Below are 18,908 nucleotides of genomic sequence, written 5' to 3'. Positions count from 1 at the left end.
TACTGCGAAAAATCAAAAAAACCGCCCATGAGAACATGAGCGGATCAAACGATAGAATAAGAGGGTGCACGCATCCCTGTTACTGGCCATCGTTTCATCTCCTCAGTCCCCGAAGAATTCGAAACTTGTGCAAATCTAAGGCAGGTCTCCTGACTTGTGATCACTCTGCGCTGAGTCCTTCCCATACATTTCTCTCGTACAGTGGTATTCCCAGTTCGTCACACTTACAGTTGCGGGGACAGTTCCGGATTTGCACCGGATTCCCTTTTAAGCCAACATGTTGGCACCTTGATTCGCTGTTAATTTCAATATGTAGTATATTAATTTAAGTGAATAATCAATATGTTGTGTTATTTGATATTCTCATCATAAATGACACGGGGTGAAATTTCAACTGAAATCTATGAAAATGTCGAAAGAAAAATAGAAAACCATTTTACAGTTCAGCGTGTTTCATCATACCATAGGTTTAAGGGCAGGTTGCACTGCGTTGTTTAAAAACAAATTACTTTTAGGGGGAAACCCGTTCCTTTACGCTGCAGTCACTTGCTTTCCGCGGGGAGCGCCGGAAGCTTCCTCGCTGCGCTTGCGGGATCTTCCGTGCCCTCTTCATCCCCTAGAAAAGTGGAAGCGCCCGTTTATCTCCGGGAGTCAGATAAGGAAACGGCGGTAAAGGCGCTTTTTGCCTTTGGCGACGGTTCCGTTCTGACAGAGGAGTTGGGCGCTGCAGCTGGACAGGAGTCAAGTGCCTTCCGCTCCAATCCACTGGTATCAAAACTTATTAAACTTTGTGAAAATGGATTCACATTATCAGATTTAGTAAAAAGGCACCTATGCAAAATCAGACTAAACTTATAAAAAGGAGATTTATCATGTACATACTTGTTAACGGTGAATATAAAAAGCGTGATGAAGTTTCAATTGATCTTGAAGACAGGGGCCATCAGTTCGGTGACGGGGTCTATGAGGTCATCAGGGTGTATGATGGAGCATATTTTGCGATGAAGGAGCATATGGAGCGGTTCATTCGAAGCGCAAAAGAAATCAAAATCGACCTTCCATATACGATAAAGGAGCTGACAGACCAGCTTGAGGAACTTCTCCGCCTGAATAAGACAGAAGACGGCGGTGTCTATATGCAGGTAACCAGAGGGGCTGCCGCAAGAAAACATCTGTTTCCGGGCAAGAATACGGTTCCTGAATTAACAGCCTATCCAATTCCTTGCTCAAAACCCGCAAAAGAGCAGGAGGAAGGGATTTCTCTTTGTCTGCTTGAAGACGTGCGCTGGCTCAGATGCGATATCAAAAGCTTGAATCTTCTCGGAAATGTCCTTGCCAAGCAGGAGGCGCATGACCGCGGGGCTTTATGAGGCTCTGCTGCACCGGAGCGGCATGATTACGGAAGGGTCTTCCTCCAATTTCTACGGAGTGAAAAACGGAAGTGTGTTTACTCATCCTGCGAATAACCTGATTCTGAATGGTGTTACGAGAATGAAAGTAGAGGAGCTTTGCAGACAGAACGGAATTGAGTTTCTGGAAGAAAGACTGAGCACAGAAGGTCTTGCCTCTCTTGATGAAGCTTTTATCACATCTACGACCAGTGAAGTAATTCCTGTGATAAAGGTTGATGAAGGGAAGGTTGGGGAAGGAATTCCCGGCCCTGTCACAAGAAAACTTCAGAAGCTGTTTGATGAACTGATTGCAAAAGAAACGAAAGTGGTCGAGAAATAATAAAAATCCCGCCTGGGTCAGGCGGGATTTTCTGCTAGACTGTGTATTTCTTAGCAGGCAGGAATCCAAAAAGGACAGAAAACAATGGAGACAGATAGAGAAAGAACGCAAATGGCAGGTACGCAATGACGTCCACGCCGAGTGTCTGCGCGAAAAAGGCTCCGCTCACTCCCCAGGGAATAAGGGGATTTATCAGAGTTCCGGCATCTTCAAGGGATCTTGATAAATATTTCTTTTCAACGTTCAGTTTTTCATAGGCCGGTTTAAACGACTGACCGGGAATGAGTATGGACAAATACTGCTCTCCCGTTACGAGATTAACTCCGATTGAAGAAGAAATGGTTGCAAGGATCAGCTGACCTTTGACTTTAATTCTCTCAATCAATCCGTTTAAAAGAGTCTGAATCAGCTGCATTTTATCCATCAATCCGCCAAGAGCAAATGCGATCATGATCAGCGAAATGGACCACATCATAGATTGAAGCCCGCCGCGGTTCAGCATTTGCTGGACGGTTTCCTGCTGAATATCAAACGCTGTTCCATTTTGCAGAACAGCTAAGAAACCGGAAAGATTTGTCCCGTCCTGAATGAGGAGACCTGTGATGCCGGCAGTTGCAATGCCTGCAGCAAGAGCAGGAATAACAGGAACCCTGGAAATGGCAAGACCAATCACAATCAGAGGAGAGATCAAAGTCCATGGACTGATCGTTACGTGCTCCTTCATGATCGTCATAATTTCTTTGATGTTATCTAGTGTCGCTGCGTCAGCTGCAAGTGTTGTTCCCATATACCAGAAAAGAACAGCTGTTATCGCATAAGCTGGAATTGTTGTCTTTGACATATGGCGGATATGTGTAAAAATATTGACTTCGGCAACACCGGAGGCAAAGTTCGTCGTATCTGACATCGGCGACATTTTATCCCCAAAGCATGCTCCGCAAATAACAGCCCCTGCAGCCCATTCAACAGGAACTCCTGCAGCAATCGCCACTCCCATAAGAGCAACTCCGACTGTGCTGACAGTTGTGAAACTGCTGCCCACAAGGCTTGAAATAATGGTGCAGCATACAAGAGTCAAAATCAGAAGGTACGCCGGATCTATGATGGACAAAGCAGCCATCATAACAGTCGGTATCGTACCGCTGAACATCCAGGCTCCAATAAGGATTCCGATAAGAGCCAGAATAATGATCGGCTGAACACCGGATTGAATGCCTTTTACAATTCCGTCCTCAATATCCTTCCAAGAGTACTTATATAGGACTGCAGCGCCGCTGAGAAAAACAAGGCAAAGCATCAGCGGAAGATGCGGTTCTGTTTTTAAGTAAAATAAACTGATGAAAATAATGCCGATCATCGATAAAAATAGAATCACTGAACCAGTGAATGAAAGTGATTTTGATTGACTCATAAATTGAAATTCCTTCCTTTTATACTTAAACGCTTTTATGCTTTTGTGCATAAAAGTATTATATCAGTCTATTGATCTATGTCAACTGGTGATAAAAGTAAAAGGAACTGGAGTCTGCAAGGAACGAAAAAAACCCCTGAAACTTTGTTTGTCTCAGGGGTTTTTGAGTAGCACTTAAAAAAAACGGATGCTCTAAAAAGCACCCGTTATCACATTTATTTTGCAATCAGCACTGAAATGTTCGACTGATGATGCACTTTATCGCTAACACCGCCGAAAAGCAGTTTTTTAAGGCCGCCTGAATCACTGTTGCCCATAATGATGAGATCGGCTGCATGTTCATCAGCAAATGCAAGGATGGCATCTGCAGGAGAGCCTGACAGAATCTCAACGTCTCCAGCTGCCTGGTTCTCATCAAGCTTCATTCGGATCCTCGACGTGACTTCATCAGAATGGTCGAAGTATTCATTCTTCGGCTGATCATCAAACTGCCGTGCCGCATCAGGGGCCACCGGATAGTTCTGAAGGTTATCAGTCAGGTAACCGTTTGCAGGAGCACTCGGAATAGCGGGCCTTACGCCTCCTGTATTCATGGCGTGCTCTGCCTGATAGACGTGAACAACTGTTAATCGAGTGCCAAGCTGCTTGCTCAGCTGAATTCCTTTAACAAGAGCTGCTGAACTTTCATCCTGTCCGTCATAAGCTACAACAATGTGGTGAAATGTATCCAAGTTCATTCATTCCTTTCTTTTGGCAGATGATTTTGTTTCTATGTAAATACCCTGATATTTCCTTGGGAAAACGTTCATCTGTCAGAAATTTAGCTATGGCGGACACATTTTTTCATAAATAGGCGTACACCTGTTGTAATTGGGGTAATAAGAGATAGGATTTATTTTTCTATATCAGGGGGTTATTCATGTTTAAGTCACTATTTTCAATTAAGGGTGTGTTCATGAAACTGCTCATCTTCGTGCTGCTTTCAGTCATCCTTGTCTTTATGGTGCACAACTCAGTTATTGCATCGCAGGATGTGAGCAAATTGGAAGAACGAGCAAACGCCCCGACAATTATTTATGATCAGAACGGAGAAATCGCAAGCAAGATCTCAAGCTCCAAACAGGAATGGGTCAAGTATGAAGATGTGCCCGAACACTTTTATGAGGCGCTTCAGGCAACAGAGGACCAGAATTTCTACAAGCATAATGGGATCGATTATATCGGAATTGTCCGTGCTGCATTCAAGAATGTGCTGGCGGGAGGAGTTGTAGAGGGAGGAAGCACGCTGACACAGCAGCTTGCCAAAAATACCCTGCTTACTCACGATCAGACATTTAAACGGAAATTTGATGAGTATTTTATTTCTCAGAAGATTGAAGACGAATATTCAAAAGAAGAAATACTGGAACTTTACGTAAACAAAGTTTATTTCGGAGAGGGTGCCTGGGGACTTAAGCGGGCTTCAAAAGTATATTTTGGAAAAGAGCCTGCAGACCTGACCCTTAACGAATCAGCAATTCTGGTCGGCCTGATTAAAGCCCCGACAAATTATTCACCAGTCAAGAATATGGAAAAGTCTCTTGACCGGAGAGACGTTGTTCTGAAACTGATGAAAGAAGAAAAAGTAATTACTGAAGCAGAAATGAACGAAGCGAAAAATGAAAAAGTCGTTCTTGAAAGAAAAGAACTGGATCAATATAAAGGCCGCTATCCTTCCTACGTGGATCACGTCATTGAAGAAGCGATCAAAAAATACGGATTAACGCAAAATGAAATTCTTGCCGGCGGGTTTGAGATTCATACAGAACTGCGCCAGGATATGCAGTCATCGATCGAGAATGTTTTTAAAGACGATGCGAATTTCCCTGACTTGGGCGGAGATCAGCTCGTGCAAAGCGGTGCGGTTCTCCTTAACCCTAAAACAGGAGGAGTCCAGGCGCTGATCGGCGGCCGCGGAGAACACTCATTCAGGCAATTCAACAGGGCTACACAGCTGAAGAGGCAGCCCGGTTCAACGATGAAGCCGATTTCGGTTTATACGCCGGCTCTTGAAAACGGGATGACTGTAAACTCCAAGCTTGAGGATAAGCCTCTTGACATTGACGGTTATAAGCCAGAGAACTTTGATGGTTCCTATCACGGTGAGGTTACGATGTATGAAGCTCTGGTGAAATCCCATAATGTGCCAGCCGTCTGGACGTTAAATGAGATTGGCGTTGCAAAAGGTGTAGATGCGACAGAGCGTTTCGGCCTGCCGATTACAGAGAATGACCGCAACCTGAGTCTTGCACTCGGAGGACTTGATGAAGGTGTTGCACCCCTTAACATGGCAGAAGCCTATTCCGCTTTTCCAAATGACGGCACGCGCGTAGAAGCTCATGCGATCACGAAAATTGTTGATGTGCAGGGCAACACCATTGCGGAATGGAAAAAGAAAGAAACAGAAGTAACGACAAAAGAAGTAGCTCAAACGATGACACACATGATGCTTGGGGTTGTCAAAGAAGGAACAGGAAAAAAAGCCGGGCTCGAAAAGCATGAGCTTGCGGCGAAAACAGGTTCCACCCAGCTTGGCATTGACGGCATCGACGGGACAAAGGACCAGTGGGTTGTCGGATATACACCGAACGTAGTCGGTGCGCTGTGGCTCGGCTACGATCAGACAGATGAAAATCATTACCTGAATACGTCCAGCAGTGCAACAGCTGCACCGCTCTATAAAGTCATAATGGATGCAGCACTGAAAAACGAAAAGCCTGAAGACTTTAAACTTGCGCAGGTTAAGAATGACGAAAAGAAGCCCGTGAAGAAAAAAGAGACAGGCGAAGAGGAAAAGGAAAAGAAACGGTCTGAAGAAGGAAAAAAAGAAGCTGACAAAAAGGCAGAACAAGATGCCCAAGCAAGAAAAGAAGAACAGGAACGGCTGAAGCAGGAAGAAAAAGCAAAAGCCGATGAAGAAAAGAGAAAAGCAGACGAGAAAAAGCGTCAGGATGAGGAAGCAAAAAAAGCAGCAGAAGAAGCTAAACGAGCAGAAGAAGAGGCGCGGAAAGCAGAAGAGGAAGCACGAAAAGAAGAGGAACGAAGAAAAGAAGAAGAGAAGAAAAAAGAAGAAGAAAAGCCAGCCGAGCCGCCAGCTGAGGAACCGGCAGAGCCAGCTGAGCCAGCTGAGCCGGCAGAACCTGAGGAACCGCCAGCAGAGCCTGAAGAGCCTGCTGCACCTCCGGCAGACAGCGGGGGCGGTTAATTTTAGACCGAACAGGGAGACTCCTGTTCGGTTTTTTATGCGGATTTCGGGTGGAATGGCTGGCTTGCGATCGGGAGTTTTTTGGGCGGGGGAATAGGACTATCAAAAGCATGAACCTGAAGATTGGTGGATCCAAACGGGTGGAATAGGACCATCAAAACGGGAAAGCAGGAGCTTGATGGTTCCGAACGGGTGGAATAGGATCATCAAAACGGGAAAGCAGGAGCTTGATGGTTCCGAACGGGTGGAATAGAACCATCAAAAAGGGTAAGCAGAAGTTTGGTGGTTCCAAACAAGCAGAATAGAACCATCAACATCGGAAATCAGAAGCTTGATGGCACCAGCTCCCATCACCACCAACACAAAACAAAACACAACAAAAAACCGCATTCATTTAAGAACGCGGTTTTAAAACTCTCTATCCTAAAACATTGGCATAATATAAGTAATTAAAAACCATATAATTCCGAAGAAAATAACAAGATATGCTGTGTATTTGATAAAAGTGGCGCCAAGAAGGCTGTTATTTGTCTTGTGCTCTTCTTTTCGTTCAACATTTACTTGTTTGTGCTCAGACATAAGGTTCCTCTCCCTTATTGGTTTTTATAGGATAACGTTAAGCAGCCAGCCGATTACGACGATTGCTCCAATTACGATTAAAATAGTTCTGATCATAGCAGCGGTCTCCTTTTCTGTGGTGGATTGAAAACAGGGTGTCCTGACATTATCTTTTGTAAAAACCCTGGAGCTTTATACCTTTACTTTTTCAGCTGTATTCAGAAAGCTTGATGTAAAGCGTGATTCTGTTGAACAGATGTCATCCATTTCAGCAAGAAGCTCGCCTGGATTTTCACCGTCAATTAACACTTTTATCTGCTTTGAGCTTGACATCATAAGAGAGAACGTTATCAAAGAAGGAAGTTTTGAAACATCCACAATGCTTCGTCTTCCAGCTATGAAATACACCTTCCCGCTATAATTTTTGGCAAGCTGATTCAAACTGATCAGCTGGTCCATTCTGAATGGATTCTGAGTACAAAGACTTGTGGATACTAACTGGCTCATCATGTTCCTCCTTTGATTTTCCTATGTCGTTTGATAGTGTTCTTTACCTTGTTTTTAAGATGTTGAAACCTGTCTTTATAAAAATGAGAAAAATAGCGAAAAATCTTAATTGACAAAATAATGAAACGAATGGTAATCTATTTTAGGAATAAAATCAAAAAAATGGTAAAGGAGGGGTACAACATGAAAAAGTTCATTGCACGTCAGTTCGATCGCAAAAACCGTTTTTATGCAGCCCCGCCTTGCCTTCCGGCTATTTAGAGTTTTTGCTCTAAATACTTGTAAGCAAAAGGCACGGGGTATGCTGCACTGTATACTCATGTGCCTTTTTATGTTTGTGTAAAAAGGCAGATCTCTAAACAGAGATGTGCCTTTTTTATATTTTTAAAACAAAAGAAGGAGGAAATGAAATGAATGTTTGGGTAAGCAAAGCTGAAAAACGCGTGAAGAAAGGCGATCCGGAAAGCGGCTAGATAGTTAAAAGGAAGTTTTAAGGGAGATGAAAGCATGTTTGCAGTTTTAGGGAAATTAGGATGGTTTTTTAAGAAATACTGGAAGCGTTATACAGCAGCGATTATTCTGCTGCTCGTTGTAAATGTTCTGGAGATTATTCCTCCAAAGCTGCTCGGGAACGCGATTGATGATATTCAGACAGGGAATTTTACTAGCGATTTGCTTGTGGAGTACATTGTATTATTTATCGGTCTTGGTGTACTTGTCTATTTTTTATCATACTTCTGGATGTACAGTTTATTTGGCGGAGCACATCTCGCTGAGAGAATTTTGAGATCCAAGCTGATGGGCCAGTTTTTGGTCATGACACCGCGTTTTTATGAAAAAAACAGAACGGGTGACTTAATGGCCCGTGCAACAAACGATTTAAAAGCGATATCGACTACTGCCGGCTTTGGGATCCTGACACTGGTTGATTCAAGCATGTTCATGCTGACGATCCTTTTAACAATGGGGATACTCATCAGCTGGAAGCTGACCTTTGCAGCCATTCTTCCGCTGCCGATCATGGCAATCGCCATGGGGATTTACGGGAAGAAGATTCATACGCGGTTCACGGCTGCTCAAGATGCATTTGGGGATATGAACGATCAGGTGCTGGAATCAGTATCTGGAGTCAGGGTAATCCGCGCGTATGTTCAGGAACAGGCTGACGTGAACAGATTCAACGAACTGACTGATGATGTTTACAAAAAGAATGTTCATGTAGCCAAAATTGATGCCTTGTTTGAACCGACGATTAAGCTGCTTGTCGGCATCAGCTACTTAATTGGTCTCGGATACGGAGCGTATCTCGTTTTCCATAATGAAATTACCCTTGGTGAACTTGTTTCCTTCAACGTTTACCTTGGCATGATGATCTGGCCGATGTTTGCGATTGGCGAGCTGATTAATATTATGCAGCGCGGCAATGCCTCGCTGGACAGAATCAATGATACTCTTTCCTATGAGCCGGATGTGAAAAATGCCGATCAGCAGGTGCAGGTAAGTTCGCCTAAATCCATTGAATTCAAAAATGTCACATTCAGGTACCCATCTTCAAACGTGGGGAATTTAAACGCCGTCAGCTTCTCGGTCAAGCGGGGAGAAACAATCGGGATTGTCGGCAAAACCGGCAGCGGAAAAACAACAATTGTCAAACAGCTTTTGAGACAATATCCTGCAGGAAGCGGAGAGATTTTGATATCCGGTGTTCCGATTGAAAAAATCCCACTTGAAACGCTGCAGCGGTTTATCGGGTATGTCCCGCAGGATCATGTCCTTTTTTCAAGAACGGTAAGAGAAAATATTCTCTTCGGGAAAAAAGACGGATCAGATGAAGAACTGAATAAGGCCATTGATCTTGCGTTTTTCAGAAAAGATCTTGAGATGCTTCCAGAGGGTTTGAACACGCTCGTCGGAGAAAAGGGAGTCGCATTGTCAGGAGGCCAAAAGCAGCGGATTTCCATTGCACGTGCTCTTCTGATAGATCCTGAAATTCTAATTCTGGATGATTCGCTTTCAGCCGTAGATGCAAAAACGGAAACGGCCATTATCTCGAATATCCGCAGTGAGCGTGCCGGAAAAACAACCTTTATTACAACGCACCGCCTGTCTGCGGTTGAACATGCAGACTGGATTATCGTCCTTGATGAAGGGAAAATCATCGAGGAAGGCAGGCACGAATCGCTGCTTGCAAAAAATGGCTGGTACAAGGAGCAATTTGAACGCCAGCAAATTGAAGCTGAAAACGAAGGCGGGGTGGGAGCATGAGCACAGGAAAACGATTATTCCGCTATGCAGCCCTTTATAAAAAAACGCTGATTGCAGCTCTCCTGATGCTTACGGTTGCCGTAGGCGCAGAGCTGACCGGTCCTTTCATCGCCAAGAAAATGATTGATGACCATATTCTCGGCATCGAAAAAACATGGTATGAAACAGAAAAAGGGGAGCAGACGACTGCCTATAATGGCTCCTTTTACAAACGGGAAGATTATTTTGAGCCCGGTGAGGAAAAAGGGAAAGAAGTGCACATCCTCCAAGTGCAGCGGGATTATTATTTTATCCCAGGTGAGCTTCAGTTTGACGGAGAGCGCAATGCTGACGGAAATACAGTCACCATTGCAAAGGGAGAGCAGTCCGAGTCATATCAGGGAACGAAGCTGTCTTCTAAAGAGCTGTTTGCTTTTTATGAACCTGAAATCGGGGGGCTGCTGACGTTAATTTTTATTTATTTCGGCCTGCTTGTTTTTGCCTCTTTCTTTCATTACGGACAGCGTTATTTTCTGCAGGTTACATCCAACAGGATTATCCAGAAAATGCGCCAGGATGTTTTTGCCCATATTCAAAGACTGCCGGTTGTCTATTTTGACAACCTCCCTGCAGGGAAAGTCGTCGCTAGGATTACAAATGATACAGAGGCGATCAGAGAGCTGTTCGTTGCGGTTCTGTCGACGTTCTTTACAAGTGCGATTTATATTACAGGAATCTTTGTTGCGTTATTCCTGCTTGATGTGAAACTTGCCTTGATCTGTATGGTCATCCTTCCGATTCTTGCAGTATGGAGTGTGGTATACAGAAAGTATGCATCAGATTACAACCATAAGATCAGATCGCTCGTCAGTGACATTAACGGAATGATCAATGAATCCATCCAAGGGATGACGATCATCCAGGCTTTCCGGAGACAGGAAGAAACTAGAGCTGAATTTGAAGAGATGAATGATTCGCATTTTCATTATCAAAACAAGCTTTTGAGCCTGAACTCTCTACTTTCGCACAACATGGTTGGATTTATGAGAAACTGTGCCTTTGTTGCACTGATCTGGTATTTTGGGGGCGCCTCGATCGGTGTCGGTTCCATGGTATCAATCGGAGTTCTCTATGCGTTTGTTGATTATCTTAACCGGCTTTTCCAGCCGATTACAGGCATTGTCAATCAGTTTGCCCAGCTTGAAACAGCACGCGTCTCAGCAGAGAGAGTCTTTACATTGCTTGATGAAAAAGGGATCGATGTCAGCGAAAAGAAAGAGCCGCGCTACAAGGGCGATGTTACGTTTGAGAATGTCTCGTTTGGCTATAAGGAAGGCGAATATGTCCTGAAGAATATTGACTTCCAGGCAAAACAGGGCGAGACGGTTGCGCTTGTCGGCCATACCGGTTCAGGAAAAAGTTCGATAATGAATCTTCTCTTCCGCTTTTACGACTCCAAGGAAGGGAAAATCATGATAGACGGAAAAGACATCATGTCGATGCCGCGCCAGACAGTGCGGGAGCATATGGGGATTGTGCTTCAGGACCCGTTCCTGTTTACCGGAACCATTGCCGCGAATGTCAGTCTGAACAACCCTGCGATTTCACGTGAGCAAGTTGAAAAGGCACTAACTGATGTAGGTGCTGACAAACTCCTGAAACATTTGCCGCTTGGATTCGATGAACCGGTAATTGAAAAAGGAAGCACGCTTTCATCCGGACAAAGGCAGCTCATTTCATTTGCCAGAGCACTTGCATTTGATCCCGCCATCCTGATTCTCGACGAAGCAACAGCGAGTATAGATACCGAAACAGAGGCGGTCATCCAGGAAGCGCTTGAGGTACTGAAAAAAGGAAGAACAACCTTTATCATTGCCCACAGGCTTTCAACGATTAAGAATGCAGACCAGATTCTTGTGCTCGACCGCGGCGAGATTGCCGAGCGGGGCAGCCATGAAGAGCTTATGAAACAAAAAGGCAAGTATTATCAAATGTATGAACTGCAGCAGGGAAAACAAAATTCCCTTGCAGGTTAAAAAGAAGAGCGTCCTCATCGGGCGCTCTTTTTAAGTTGTTTCATGTTGTCAGTAAGCAATTCCAACGCGTTTTTTCACATAAAGATCTTCCGCAAGCACTTTATAGGCAAAATATCCCGTATCTTCTGCAGAAATTTGTTTTCCTTCCTCAGGCAGAAAATCTTCTTCCATTCTAAATGTTTTTGTCAATTCCCCATCCGGCAAATAGGTCGGGCACACGACAGTCCAGTCCAGCCCCGATTCTTTCAGGGACAAATAGGCATTTAAATGTTCGTTAGCTGCGCGGGTGAGGGTTCTGCGGGATTCGCCTGACTGAAATCTGTACAGATCAGGTGCCGTTCTTGCCTGCAAAATCCCTGCTGTTCCAATTGTAATAATCCTGTTTATGCCTTCTTTTTTCATAGCTGAAATGATCAGAGGCACAGCAACTGTCAGAGTATCATTGCCGTCAGTGCCAAGACAGCTTACTACTGCGTCACAGCCGGTCAACGTTTTTTCAATGCTTGAAAGCTCTCTCGCATTTCCCGCAATGACCTGTACATGAGCCTCCACTTGCTGCGGATCACGAGCAAGCATCCTCACATGGTGGATTTCTTCTAAAGCTGTTTTTAAGAAAGCTCTGCCGACTCTTCCGGTTCCTCCGAATAAAGCAATGTTCATCGTATCAGTCTCCAGTTCTTTTCTTTTAGTGTACTTTAAAATACCCTCAGAATAAAAACATACGCAGGCAAGAACTGGTTACACTAAAAAAGCGGAAACAAATAGATTGACAGCCATATGCAATCCGAGTAATATTCTAACGTAATGAATATAAAATCCGATAAGGTTACTGGGGGTTTAACGATGAAGAAATTATTCAGCTTAATTGCACTTTTATCAGTCTCAGCACTGATTTTAGCTGCCTGCGGAACAGGCGGCGATAAAAAGAACGGAGGAGAGCAGGCTGGTGACGCCGGACTTTACGATAAAGTAAAAGAAGAAGGCGTGCTTGTGATTGGAACAGAGGGTACATACCCGCCGTTTACGTTTCATGATGACAGCAACAAACTGACAGGCTTCGATGTGGAAATTGCACAGGAGGTTGCTAAACGCCTTGGCGTGAAAGCCGAGTTTAAAGAAACACAGTGGGATGCCATGTTTGCAGGCCTTGATGCCAAGCGTTTTGACATGATTGCAAACCAGGTCGGCATTAAACCGGAACGCGAAGAGAAGTATGCATTCTCTGATCCGTACATTTCATCTGCAGCTGTACTTGTGACTCATAAAGACAACAAAGACATTAAGTCATTTAAAGATCTTGAAGGCAAAAAAGCGGCTCAATCCCTTACAAGCAACTACGGTGAAATTGCGAAAGAAAACGGAGCTGAGCTTGTAGGTGTTGAAGGGTTTACACAGGCAATCGATTTAATTAATTCCAAACGTGTTGATGCAACCATCAATGATAAGCTTTCTGTTCTCGATTTCCAGAATCAGCGCAAAAACGCACCGATTCAAATCGTGGATGAAAGCAAGGATGCTGCACAAAGCGGTCTGATGTTCCGTAAAGACAGCGGAAAATTAGTGGATGAGGTCAATAAAGCACTTGCTGAAATGAAAGAAGACGGCACGTACAAGAAGATTTCAGAGAAATGGTTTGGCGAAGATGTATCTGAATAACATTTTTGCAGATCCTGAACGTTTAGAACGTTTGGCCAATATTGCACAAAGTTCCCTTCTCCCTTTGGTGAAGGGAGCTTTGTATTATACCCTGCCGCTTACGCTTATCACGTTTGCAATCGGACTGATTTTAGCCGTCCTGACAGCTCTTGCGAGAATTTCAACGGTTAAGCCTCTGCAGTGGATCGCACGGTTTTATGTCTCCATTATCAGAGGCACGCCGCTGCTTGTCCAGCTGTTCATTATCTTTTACGGCCTGCCGAGTATCGGGGTGACAATCAGCCCGTTCATTTCAGCAATTATCGGTTTTTCTCTGAATGTCGGGGCCTATGCTTCTGAAATCATGAGAGCGGCGATTCTGTCAACACCGAAAGGCCAGTGGGAGGCGGGATACTCAATTGGAATGAGCTATTCCCAGACACTGAAACGCATCGTTCTGCCGCAGGCAGCGAGGGTGTCGATACCGCCGCTTTCAAATACGTTCATCAGTCTGGTGAAAGACACGTCACTTGCCTCATTAATTCTTGTAACAGAGATGTTCAGAAAGGCTCAGGAAATTGCTTCAACGAATTACGAATTTCTGCTGATGTACTCCATGGCAGGACTCTTGTACTGGATCATCTGTTTTATCCTTTCTGTCGTTCAGCAGCAGATTGAAGGAAAGCTGGACCGCTATGTTGCAAAATAAGAAAGGAGAATACGCATGATCTCAATTAAAGAGCTGCACAAAAGCTTTGGTGAACTGGACGTTTTAAAAGGAATCAATCTTGATATTCCAAAAGGGAAAGTAGTCGTTGTCATCGGTCCTTCAGGTTCGGGCAAAACAACGTTTTTGCGGTGTTTGAACGTGCTTGAGATGCCGAATAAAGGCAGGATTACGCTTGATCAGCAAACACTTGATTTTACTAAGCCTGTCCCTAAGAAAACCATTACACAATTCAGAAGCAATACAGGAATGGTTTTTCAAAACTATAATCTGTTTCCTCATAAAACAGCCCTGGAAAATGTCATTGAAGGGCCAGTGATTGTTAAGAAAACAGACAAAGAAACAGCGAGAAACAAAGCGAAGGTCCTGCTTGAGAAAGTCGGCCTGGGAGACAAAATGGATTTCTATCCGTTTCAGCTCTCAGGCGGCCAGCAGCAGCGTGTAGGCATTGCAAGAGCTCTTGCGATGGAACCTAAGGTTATGCTGTTTGATGAACCAACCTCTGCGCTTGATCCGGAATTAGTAGGTGAAGTACTGAAAGTAATGAAGGATCTCGCAACTGATGGAATGACAATGGTTGTCGTAACGCATGAAATGAGATTTGCAAAAGAAGCAGCTGATGAAGTGATCTTCATGGACGGGGGAGTCATTGTCGAACAGGGCACACCGGAAGCCTTGTTCAACTCGCCAAAAGAAGAACGGACGAAAAAATTCCTCAGAAAGCTTGAAGAGTAGGCGGAAAGCCTGCTCTTTTTATTTTGCCTGCTTTATCAGCTCTTTTTTTTCCTGTTCAAAATAATACACCCGGGGCATGTTAAGATGGACAACCATCTCATGCGCAAGACTTACACAAACGAAAGTCACCGCTTTCCAATCAATCGCTTCGAGCATGGAGCATTCTCCTCATGGACGTTTTCTCTATATATATGGAAGCAGGAACTTGTTTGATACTAGCGGGAAGAAACTACTTTGGATTATAGGGAGAATGATGAAGGTTCTTTTTATGAACAGCTCTGCTTTGAGTAAATACAATCAGAAATTTAGTGGACTGCAGCGGAAGGCAATTGACTCCTGCGGGATGAAGAGGGCGCTGGAGACCCCGCAAGCGCAGCGAGGAGGCTCCAGGCACTCCCCGCGGAAAGCAAGTGACTGGAGCGAAAGGGAACGGGTAAACCTTCAAAATTAACAAAGAAGACCCCAGCAGAATGCCGGGGGTCCTTTAAGCCATGTTATGCAGTTGTGTTATTAGAATTTGCCGCCCATGTTAGATTGAGCGTAAGAAACTAAACGCTTAGTGATTTCGCCGCCAACAGAACCGTTAGCACGAGCTGTTGTTTCTGGTCCAAGGTTAACTCCGAACTCAGAAGCGATTTCGTACTTCATTTGATCGATTGCTTGTTGTGCACCAGGTACAACTAGTTGGTTTGAAGAATTGCTGCGTGATTGTGCCATGTAATAACACTCCTTGATGTAGTATAGTTTTTTTGGGTTCTCTGGAGTTGCACCAGTGCATGAGGTTCATGGCCGTCTCGGCTAACCCACTATGTGAGTTGGCAGCGGGTTGTTCGTTGCTGTTACTAGGTATTATGGGTAGAATGAGCGGTATTATGCACGAACCTGAAATGGTAAATATTATGGAAAATTGCATGTTACATAAAGTAGAAGAAAGTAAGGGAAGATAGAAAAAAACTCGTCCGCAGGTGATCAGAATGAATATGTGTCCGCTATGCAATGGATTCAGCGATGAAGCAGGCGCTGCAAGCTGTCCAAACTGCCAGACTGTTATGATTGATCATGGGAAAATGACAGATTACCTTGATGAATACAGTGCGTATATGGAGATTGATACAATGAAGCTGTTTGACGGAGTGCGGGAATCACTTGAAGCACACCGCTGTGTGCATTTGTTTTCATGTATGAACTGTTTACATGAAGAGGTAAGGGAGATTCAGGAATAAGTTTGCATAAAAAAACTGCCTGAGCTGTCTCAGGCAGTTTTTGCGTTTCCGCTTTTCTTATTTCTCAAAAATAAGTAAGTTTAGCGCTTCGATGTATAGCTCCACCTTCCAACTCTTCTGCCAGAACAAAATCCCCCAATAAGTCAAAACCGGACTTTTTGGGGGATTTCTTTTCTGTCTATCTGAGCTAAACGGACGCTTCCGCTTTTCTTATTTCTCGCTCGCAGGACGAATGCGCGCTTCTGAATCTTTATCGAAGAAGTGAGCTTTGTTCATATCAAGCGCAAGCTCAATGATTTGGTCAGGTGCTACATCTGTGCGTGAATCAACGCGTGCGATGAAGTCCTGTCCGTCAATTTTTGAATAAAGCATTGTTTCTGCACCCATAAGCTCAGAAACTTCAATTTTAGCCTGGATTTTTGATCCTGCAGATGAATCGATGAAGACCGGCTCATCGTGAATATCCTCAGGACGCACACCCATGATCAGTTCTTTTCCTACATAGCCCTGTTCGCGGAGGTATTTCATTTTTCCTTCTGGAACAGCGATTGATTGAGTGCCGATTGCAAACTTTCCGTCAGTCAGCTGGCCTGTAAAGAAGTTCATGGAAGGTGATCCGATGAATCCTCCAACGAAGAGGTTCTCAGGCTTTTCATATACTTCTTTAGGAGCTCCGACCTGCTGGATGATGCCGTCTTTCATGACGACAAGACGTGTTGCCATTGTCATGGCTTCTGTCTGGTCATGCGTTACATAGATTGTAGTCGTTTGCAGACGGTGGTGAAGCTTTGAAATTTCAGCACGCATTTGAACGCGCAGTTTAGCATCAAGGTTTGAAAGCGGCTCATCCATTAAGAATACTTTAGCGTCGCGGACGATTGCGCGTCCAAGTGCAACACGCTGGCGCTGACCGCCTGAAAGTGCTTTTGGTTTGCGGTCTAAGTACTGATCAAGGCCAAGAATGCGGGAAGCATCTTTAACTCGGCGGTCGATCTCGTCTTTAGGGAATTTACGGAGTTTCAGTCCGAATGCCATGTTGTCGTATACAGACATATGCGGGTATAGCGCGTAGTTCTGGAATACCATTGCGATGTCGCGGTCTTTAGGAGCAACATCGTTCATGCGTTTTCCGTCGATTGAGAAGTCTCCGTTTGAAATTTCTTCAAGTCCTGCAATCATGCGAAGAGTTGTTGATTTACCGCAGCCTGACGGACCTACGAATACGATAAATTCTTTATCCTGAATATGAAGGTTGAAATCTTCAACCGCTGTTACTTTGTTGTCATATACTTTGTAAATGTGGTCTAATTTAAGCTCAGCCATGTGAATCCTCCTCTGAAGTGAAAGCGTTTTATTTATAGATTCAGTGTAAGCCATTTCAGAGGATAAGCCTATGGACAGGTTGCACAAAAAAATGTAAGGGTTTTCGTGCAACGTGTACAGAGAGTCAATCAGCCATTTGTTCGATGTACTTCATCATGAGGGAAACTGCTGCTGCTTCATGAAAATGCTTCACATCAAGCCCTGTTTTTTCAATGAACTTATCAATCCGGTACTGCACGCTGTTTCTGTGCATGTACAGTTTTTTTGCAGTAAGCGAGACATTCAGGTTGCATTCAAAGTACACCTTGAGTGTCTGGACAAGCTCTGTGTCTGTCAGTGATTCTGTCAGGAATTCCGAGAAGAGCTGGTCAGATACACTGCCGTTTAAAAAGAAAACGGGAAGAGCTTCTGAGAAGGTGATGCATTGTTTGATCCTGAAGGACTGACAAATCTCTTCAAAGCCTGTCTGTTCAGTTCGAATTCTCTCTTTTACCCCGGCATCCAGTTTGTTAAGCTGTCCGATGCAGACGTAAAGCTCGATGAAAAAGTCACTTGTGAACGAATCAATCCACTGGTCGATGCTTTCTTTATCAATAACGGGCTCGGGATGATCTTCAAAGATGATGCCCTTGTGCTGGCTGATCCAAAGAATAACAGAAGATGGAATCGATCCCTGCATCGCTTCTTCAAAGCTCTGCCTGTCAGAAACAGGCTGCCTGCTGAAAAAATAATAGCATCTGACTGCATCTGCAGAGGGGGTAAAAGGGGGTCCGCCGTCCCCGTACAAATAGTGAAGCCACTTGAGGGAGCGCTCGCTGTGCTCACCAAGACCAGGGGCATAGGGTGTATAAAGAGTTGCAAGCAGATTTTCTTCTTCTTCAGTTACAGCTTCGCTTAATATGCCGAAAACCTGTCCTTCATCTGTTTTATACCACTTGTAGCCTTTCTTTTCATGCGAAAAGGCAAGAGAAAAGGCATCTTTATAATGGGCTGCTAATTTTTCAATCATAGGCTGTCTCCTTTCTCTGCCGGTTAAAGGGTTCTGTCCTTATTATATAAAAAAGAGAGAGCAGGCGATAGCCTAGCTCTCTCTTTTTGCCGGCGGCTCCTCCTGTTCGAGGTCGCGGGCTTCTTCAATATTTGCGGAGTGATATCTGCTGTGGACAGAACCTCCTGACAAACCTTCGTTGATCATCCGGTCGATATCCAGATAGGCTTTGTCCCGGCCCTCATACTCCGTATCTTTCAGTTCCTCTTTCATGGCTTCGCCTCCTTTTTCCCTATTGTGCGGAGGGGAAGCGGAAATTAACCGTCATAGACATGAAAGAGCATGAGTTCATGAATCTGAGACCTTATCGCCTCTTCATCTTCTGCTGCGGGTGAAGCCTTTTCCCATTCAATTTCGCCGTTTTTATGATAGACCGCATCATAACGGATGCCTTTAAAATAAAAAGAAACCCTCCATCCAGGCAAATTTGCCTGTTTGAAAAGAGGCTTCCATTGGAAGTGTGTAATCATCAGCCATCGCCCCCTT

General features: G+C 44.4%; 18 protein-coding genes, 1 pseudogene and 1 riboswitch. Of the genes and pseudogenes, 8 read left to right on the top strand and 11 right to left on the bottom strand.

Features of this window, described 5'->3' with window-relative positions; genetic code table 11:
- Positions 1–122 precede the first annotated feature (122 nt).
- Positions 123–305, bottom strand: a riboswitch (cobalamin riboswitch).
- Between the two features lie 567 nt (positions 306–872).
- Positions 873–1,731, top strand: a pseudogene (dat, locus tag RKD52_RS17635) (D-amino-acid transaminase).
- A gap of 34 nt (positions 1,732–1,765) precedes the next feature.
- Here dat and nhaC read toward each other — a convergent pair.
- Entirely contained in the window at positions 1,766–3,142 is a 1,377-nt protein-coding gene (nhaC, locus tag RKD52_RS17630) for a Na+/H+ antiporter NhaC (protein WP_454100733.1), read from the bottom strand.
- A 215-nt stretch (positions 3,143–3,357) separates the two neighbouring features.
- Positions 3,358–3,873: a universal stress protein gene (locus RKD52_RS17625; protein ID WP_454100732.1), complete on the bottom strand. Its 516-nt coding sequence runs from the start codon at positions 3,871–3,873 to the stop codon at positions 3,358–3,360.
- Positions 3,874–4,061: 188 nt separating this feature from the next.
- On the opposite strand from RKD52_RS17625, the gene RKD52_RS17620 reads away from it, so the two are divergent.
- On the top strand, positions 4,062–6,386 hold the full coding sequence (locus RKD52_RS17620) for a PBP1A family penicillin-binding protein (protein WP_454100731.1): 2,325 nt from the start codon (positions 4,062–4,064) through the stop codon (positions 6,384–6,386).
- A gap of 423 nt (positions 6,387–6,809) precedes the next feature.
- Here RKD52_RS17620 and RKD52_RS17615 read toward each other — a convergent pair whose 3' ends face one another.
- Together RKD52_RS17615 and RKD52_RS17610 are read right to left on the bottom strand one after the other, a co-directional pair.
- A complete protein-coding gene (locus tag RKD52_RS17615) occupies positions 6,810–6,965 on the bottom strand; it encodes a hypothetical protein (protein WP_168713779.1) in 156 nt (51 codons plus the stop codon).
- A gap of 171 nt (positions 6,966–7,136) precedes the next feature.
- Positions 7,137–7,451, bottom strand: coding sequence for a hypothetical protein (locus RKD52_RS17610; protein WP_454100730.1), 315 nt, complete (start codon positions 7,449–7,451; stop codon positions 7,137–7,139).
- Positions 7,452–7,958: 507 nt separating this feature from the next.
- Between RKD52_RS17610 and RKD52_RS17605 the strand changes: the two genes are divergently transcribed.
- Entirely contained in the window at positions 7,959–9,716 is a 1,758-nt protein-coding gene (locus RKD52_RS17605) for an ABC transporter ATP-binding protein (protein WP_454100729.1), read from the top strand.
- Entirely contained in the window at positions 9,713–11,731 is a 2,019-nt protein-coding gene (locus RKD52_RS17600; protein WP_454100728.1) for an ABC transporter ATP-binding protein, read from the top strand. Before RKD52_RS17605 ends, RKD52_RS17600 begins: the two co-directional genes overlap by 4 nt.
- A gap of 48 nt (positions 11,732–11,779) precedes the next feature.
- On the opposite strand, the gene RKD52_RS17595 is transcribed toward RKD52_RS17600, so the two are convergent.
- Entirely contained in the window at positions 11,780–12,391 is a 612-nt protein-coding gene (locus RKD52_RS17595; RefSeq protein ID WP_454100727.1) for an NAD(P)-dependent oxidoreductase, read from the bottom strand.
- A 183-nt stretch (positions 12,392–12,574) separates the two neighbouring features.
- Here RKD52_RS17595 and RKD52_RS17590 point away from each other — a divergent pair, with 183 nt between their 5' ends.
- From RKD52_RS17590 to RKD52_RS17580, 3 genes are read left to right on the top strand one after another with little or no spacing between them, the layout of a single operon-like run.
- Positions 12,575–13,387 (top strand): transporter substrate-binding domain-containing protein, encoded by an 813-nt coding sequence (locus RKD52_RS17590; RefSeq protein WP_454100726.1) that lies wholly within the window; start codon positions 12,575–12,577, stop codon positions 13,385–13,387.
- The gene (locus RKD52_RS17585) at positions 13,374–14,075 is read left to right on the top strand and encodes an amino acid ABC transporter permease (RefSeq protein ID WP_454101259.1); all 702 of its coding nucleotides are present in this window, start codon (positions 13,374–13,376) and stop codon (positions 14,073–14,075) included. The genes RKD52_RS17590 and RKD52_RS17585 overlap by 14 nt, the downstream gene beginning before the upstream one ends.
- A gap of 15 nt (positions 14,076–14,090) precedes the next feature.
- Entirely contained in the window at positions 14,091–14,828 is a 738-nt protein-coding gene (locus RKD52_RS17580) for an amino acid ABC transporter ATP-binding protein (RefSeq protein WP_454100725.1), read from the top strand.
- A gap of 18 nt (positions 14,829–14,846) precedes the next feature.
- Here the strand turns inward: RKD52_RS17580 and RKD52_RS17575 are convergent, their stop codons facing one another.
- Positions 14,847–14,984: a hypothetical protein gene (locus RKD52_RS17575; protein ID WP_369735389.1), complete on the bottom strand. Its 138-nt coding sequence runs from the start codon at positions 14,982–14,984 to the stop codon at positions 14,847–14,849.
- 354 nt (positions 14,985–15,338) lie between these two features.
- A complete protein-coding gene (locus tag RKD52_RS17570; protein WP_029283608.1) occupies positions 15,339–15,545 on the bottom strand; it encodes an alpha/beta-type small acid-soluble spore protein in 207 nt (68 codons plus the stop codon).
- A 257-nt stretch (positions 15,546–15,802) separates the two neighbouring features.
- Between RKD52_RS17570 and RKD52_RS17565 the strand changes: the two genes are divergently transcribed.
- Positions 15,803–16,051 (top strand): hypothetical protein, encoded by a 249-nt coding sequence (locus RKD52_RS17565; protein ID WP_454100724.1) that lies wholly within the window; start codon positions 15,803–15,805, stop codon positions 16,049–16,051.
- A 210-nt stretch (positions 16,052–16,261) separates the two neighbouring features.
- Here RKD52_RS17565 and RKD52_RS17560 read toward each other — a convergent pair whose 3' ends face one another.
- From RKD52_RS17560 to RKD52_RS17545, 4 genes are all read right to left on the bottom strand, one after another.
- A complete protein-coding gene (locus RKD52_RS17560; protein ID WP_454100723.1) occupies positions 16,262–17,374 on the bottom strand; it encodes an ABC transporter ATP-binding protein in 1,113 nt (370 codons plus the stop codon).
- A gap of 124 nt (positions 17,375–17,498) precedes the next feature.
- A complete protein-coding gene (locus RKD52_RS17555; RefSeq protein WP_454100722.1) occupies positions 17,499–18,383 on the bottom strand; it encodes a PucR family transcriptional regulator in 885 nt (294 codons plus the stop codon).
- Positions 18,384–18,455: 72 nt separating this feature from the next.
- Positions 18,456–18,635, bottom strand: coding sequence for a hypothetical protein (locus RKD52_RS17550; protein ID WP_454100721.1), 180 nt, complete (start codon positions 18,633–18,635; stop codon positions 18,456–18,458).
- Positions 18,636–18,679: 44 nt separating this feature from the next.
- A complete protein-coding gene (locus RKD52_RS17545; RefSeq protein ID WP_029283618.1) occupies positions 18,680–18,892 on the bottom strand; it encodes a YheE family protein in 213 nt (70 codons plus the stop codon).
- Between the last annotated feature and the right edge of the window lie 16 nt (positions 18,893–18,908).

Source organism: Metabacillus sp. SLBN-84 (genome assembly GCF_053629595.1).
This window is presented reverse-complemented; position numbering and strand designations above follow the sequence as displayed.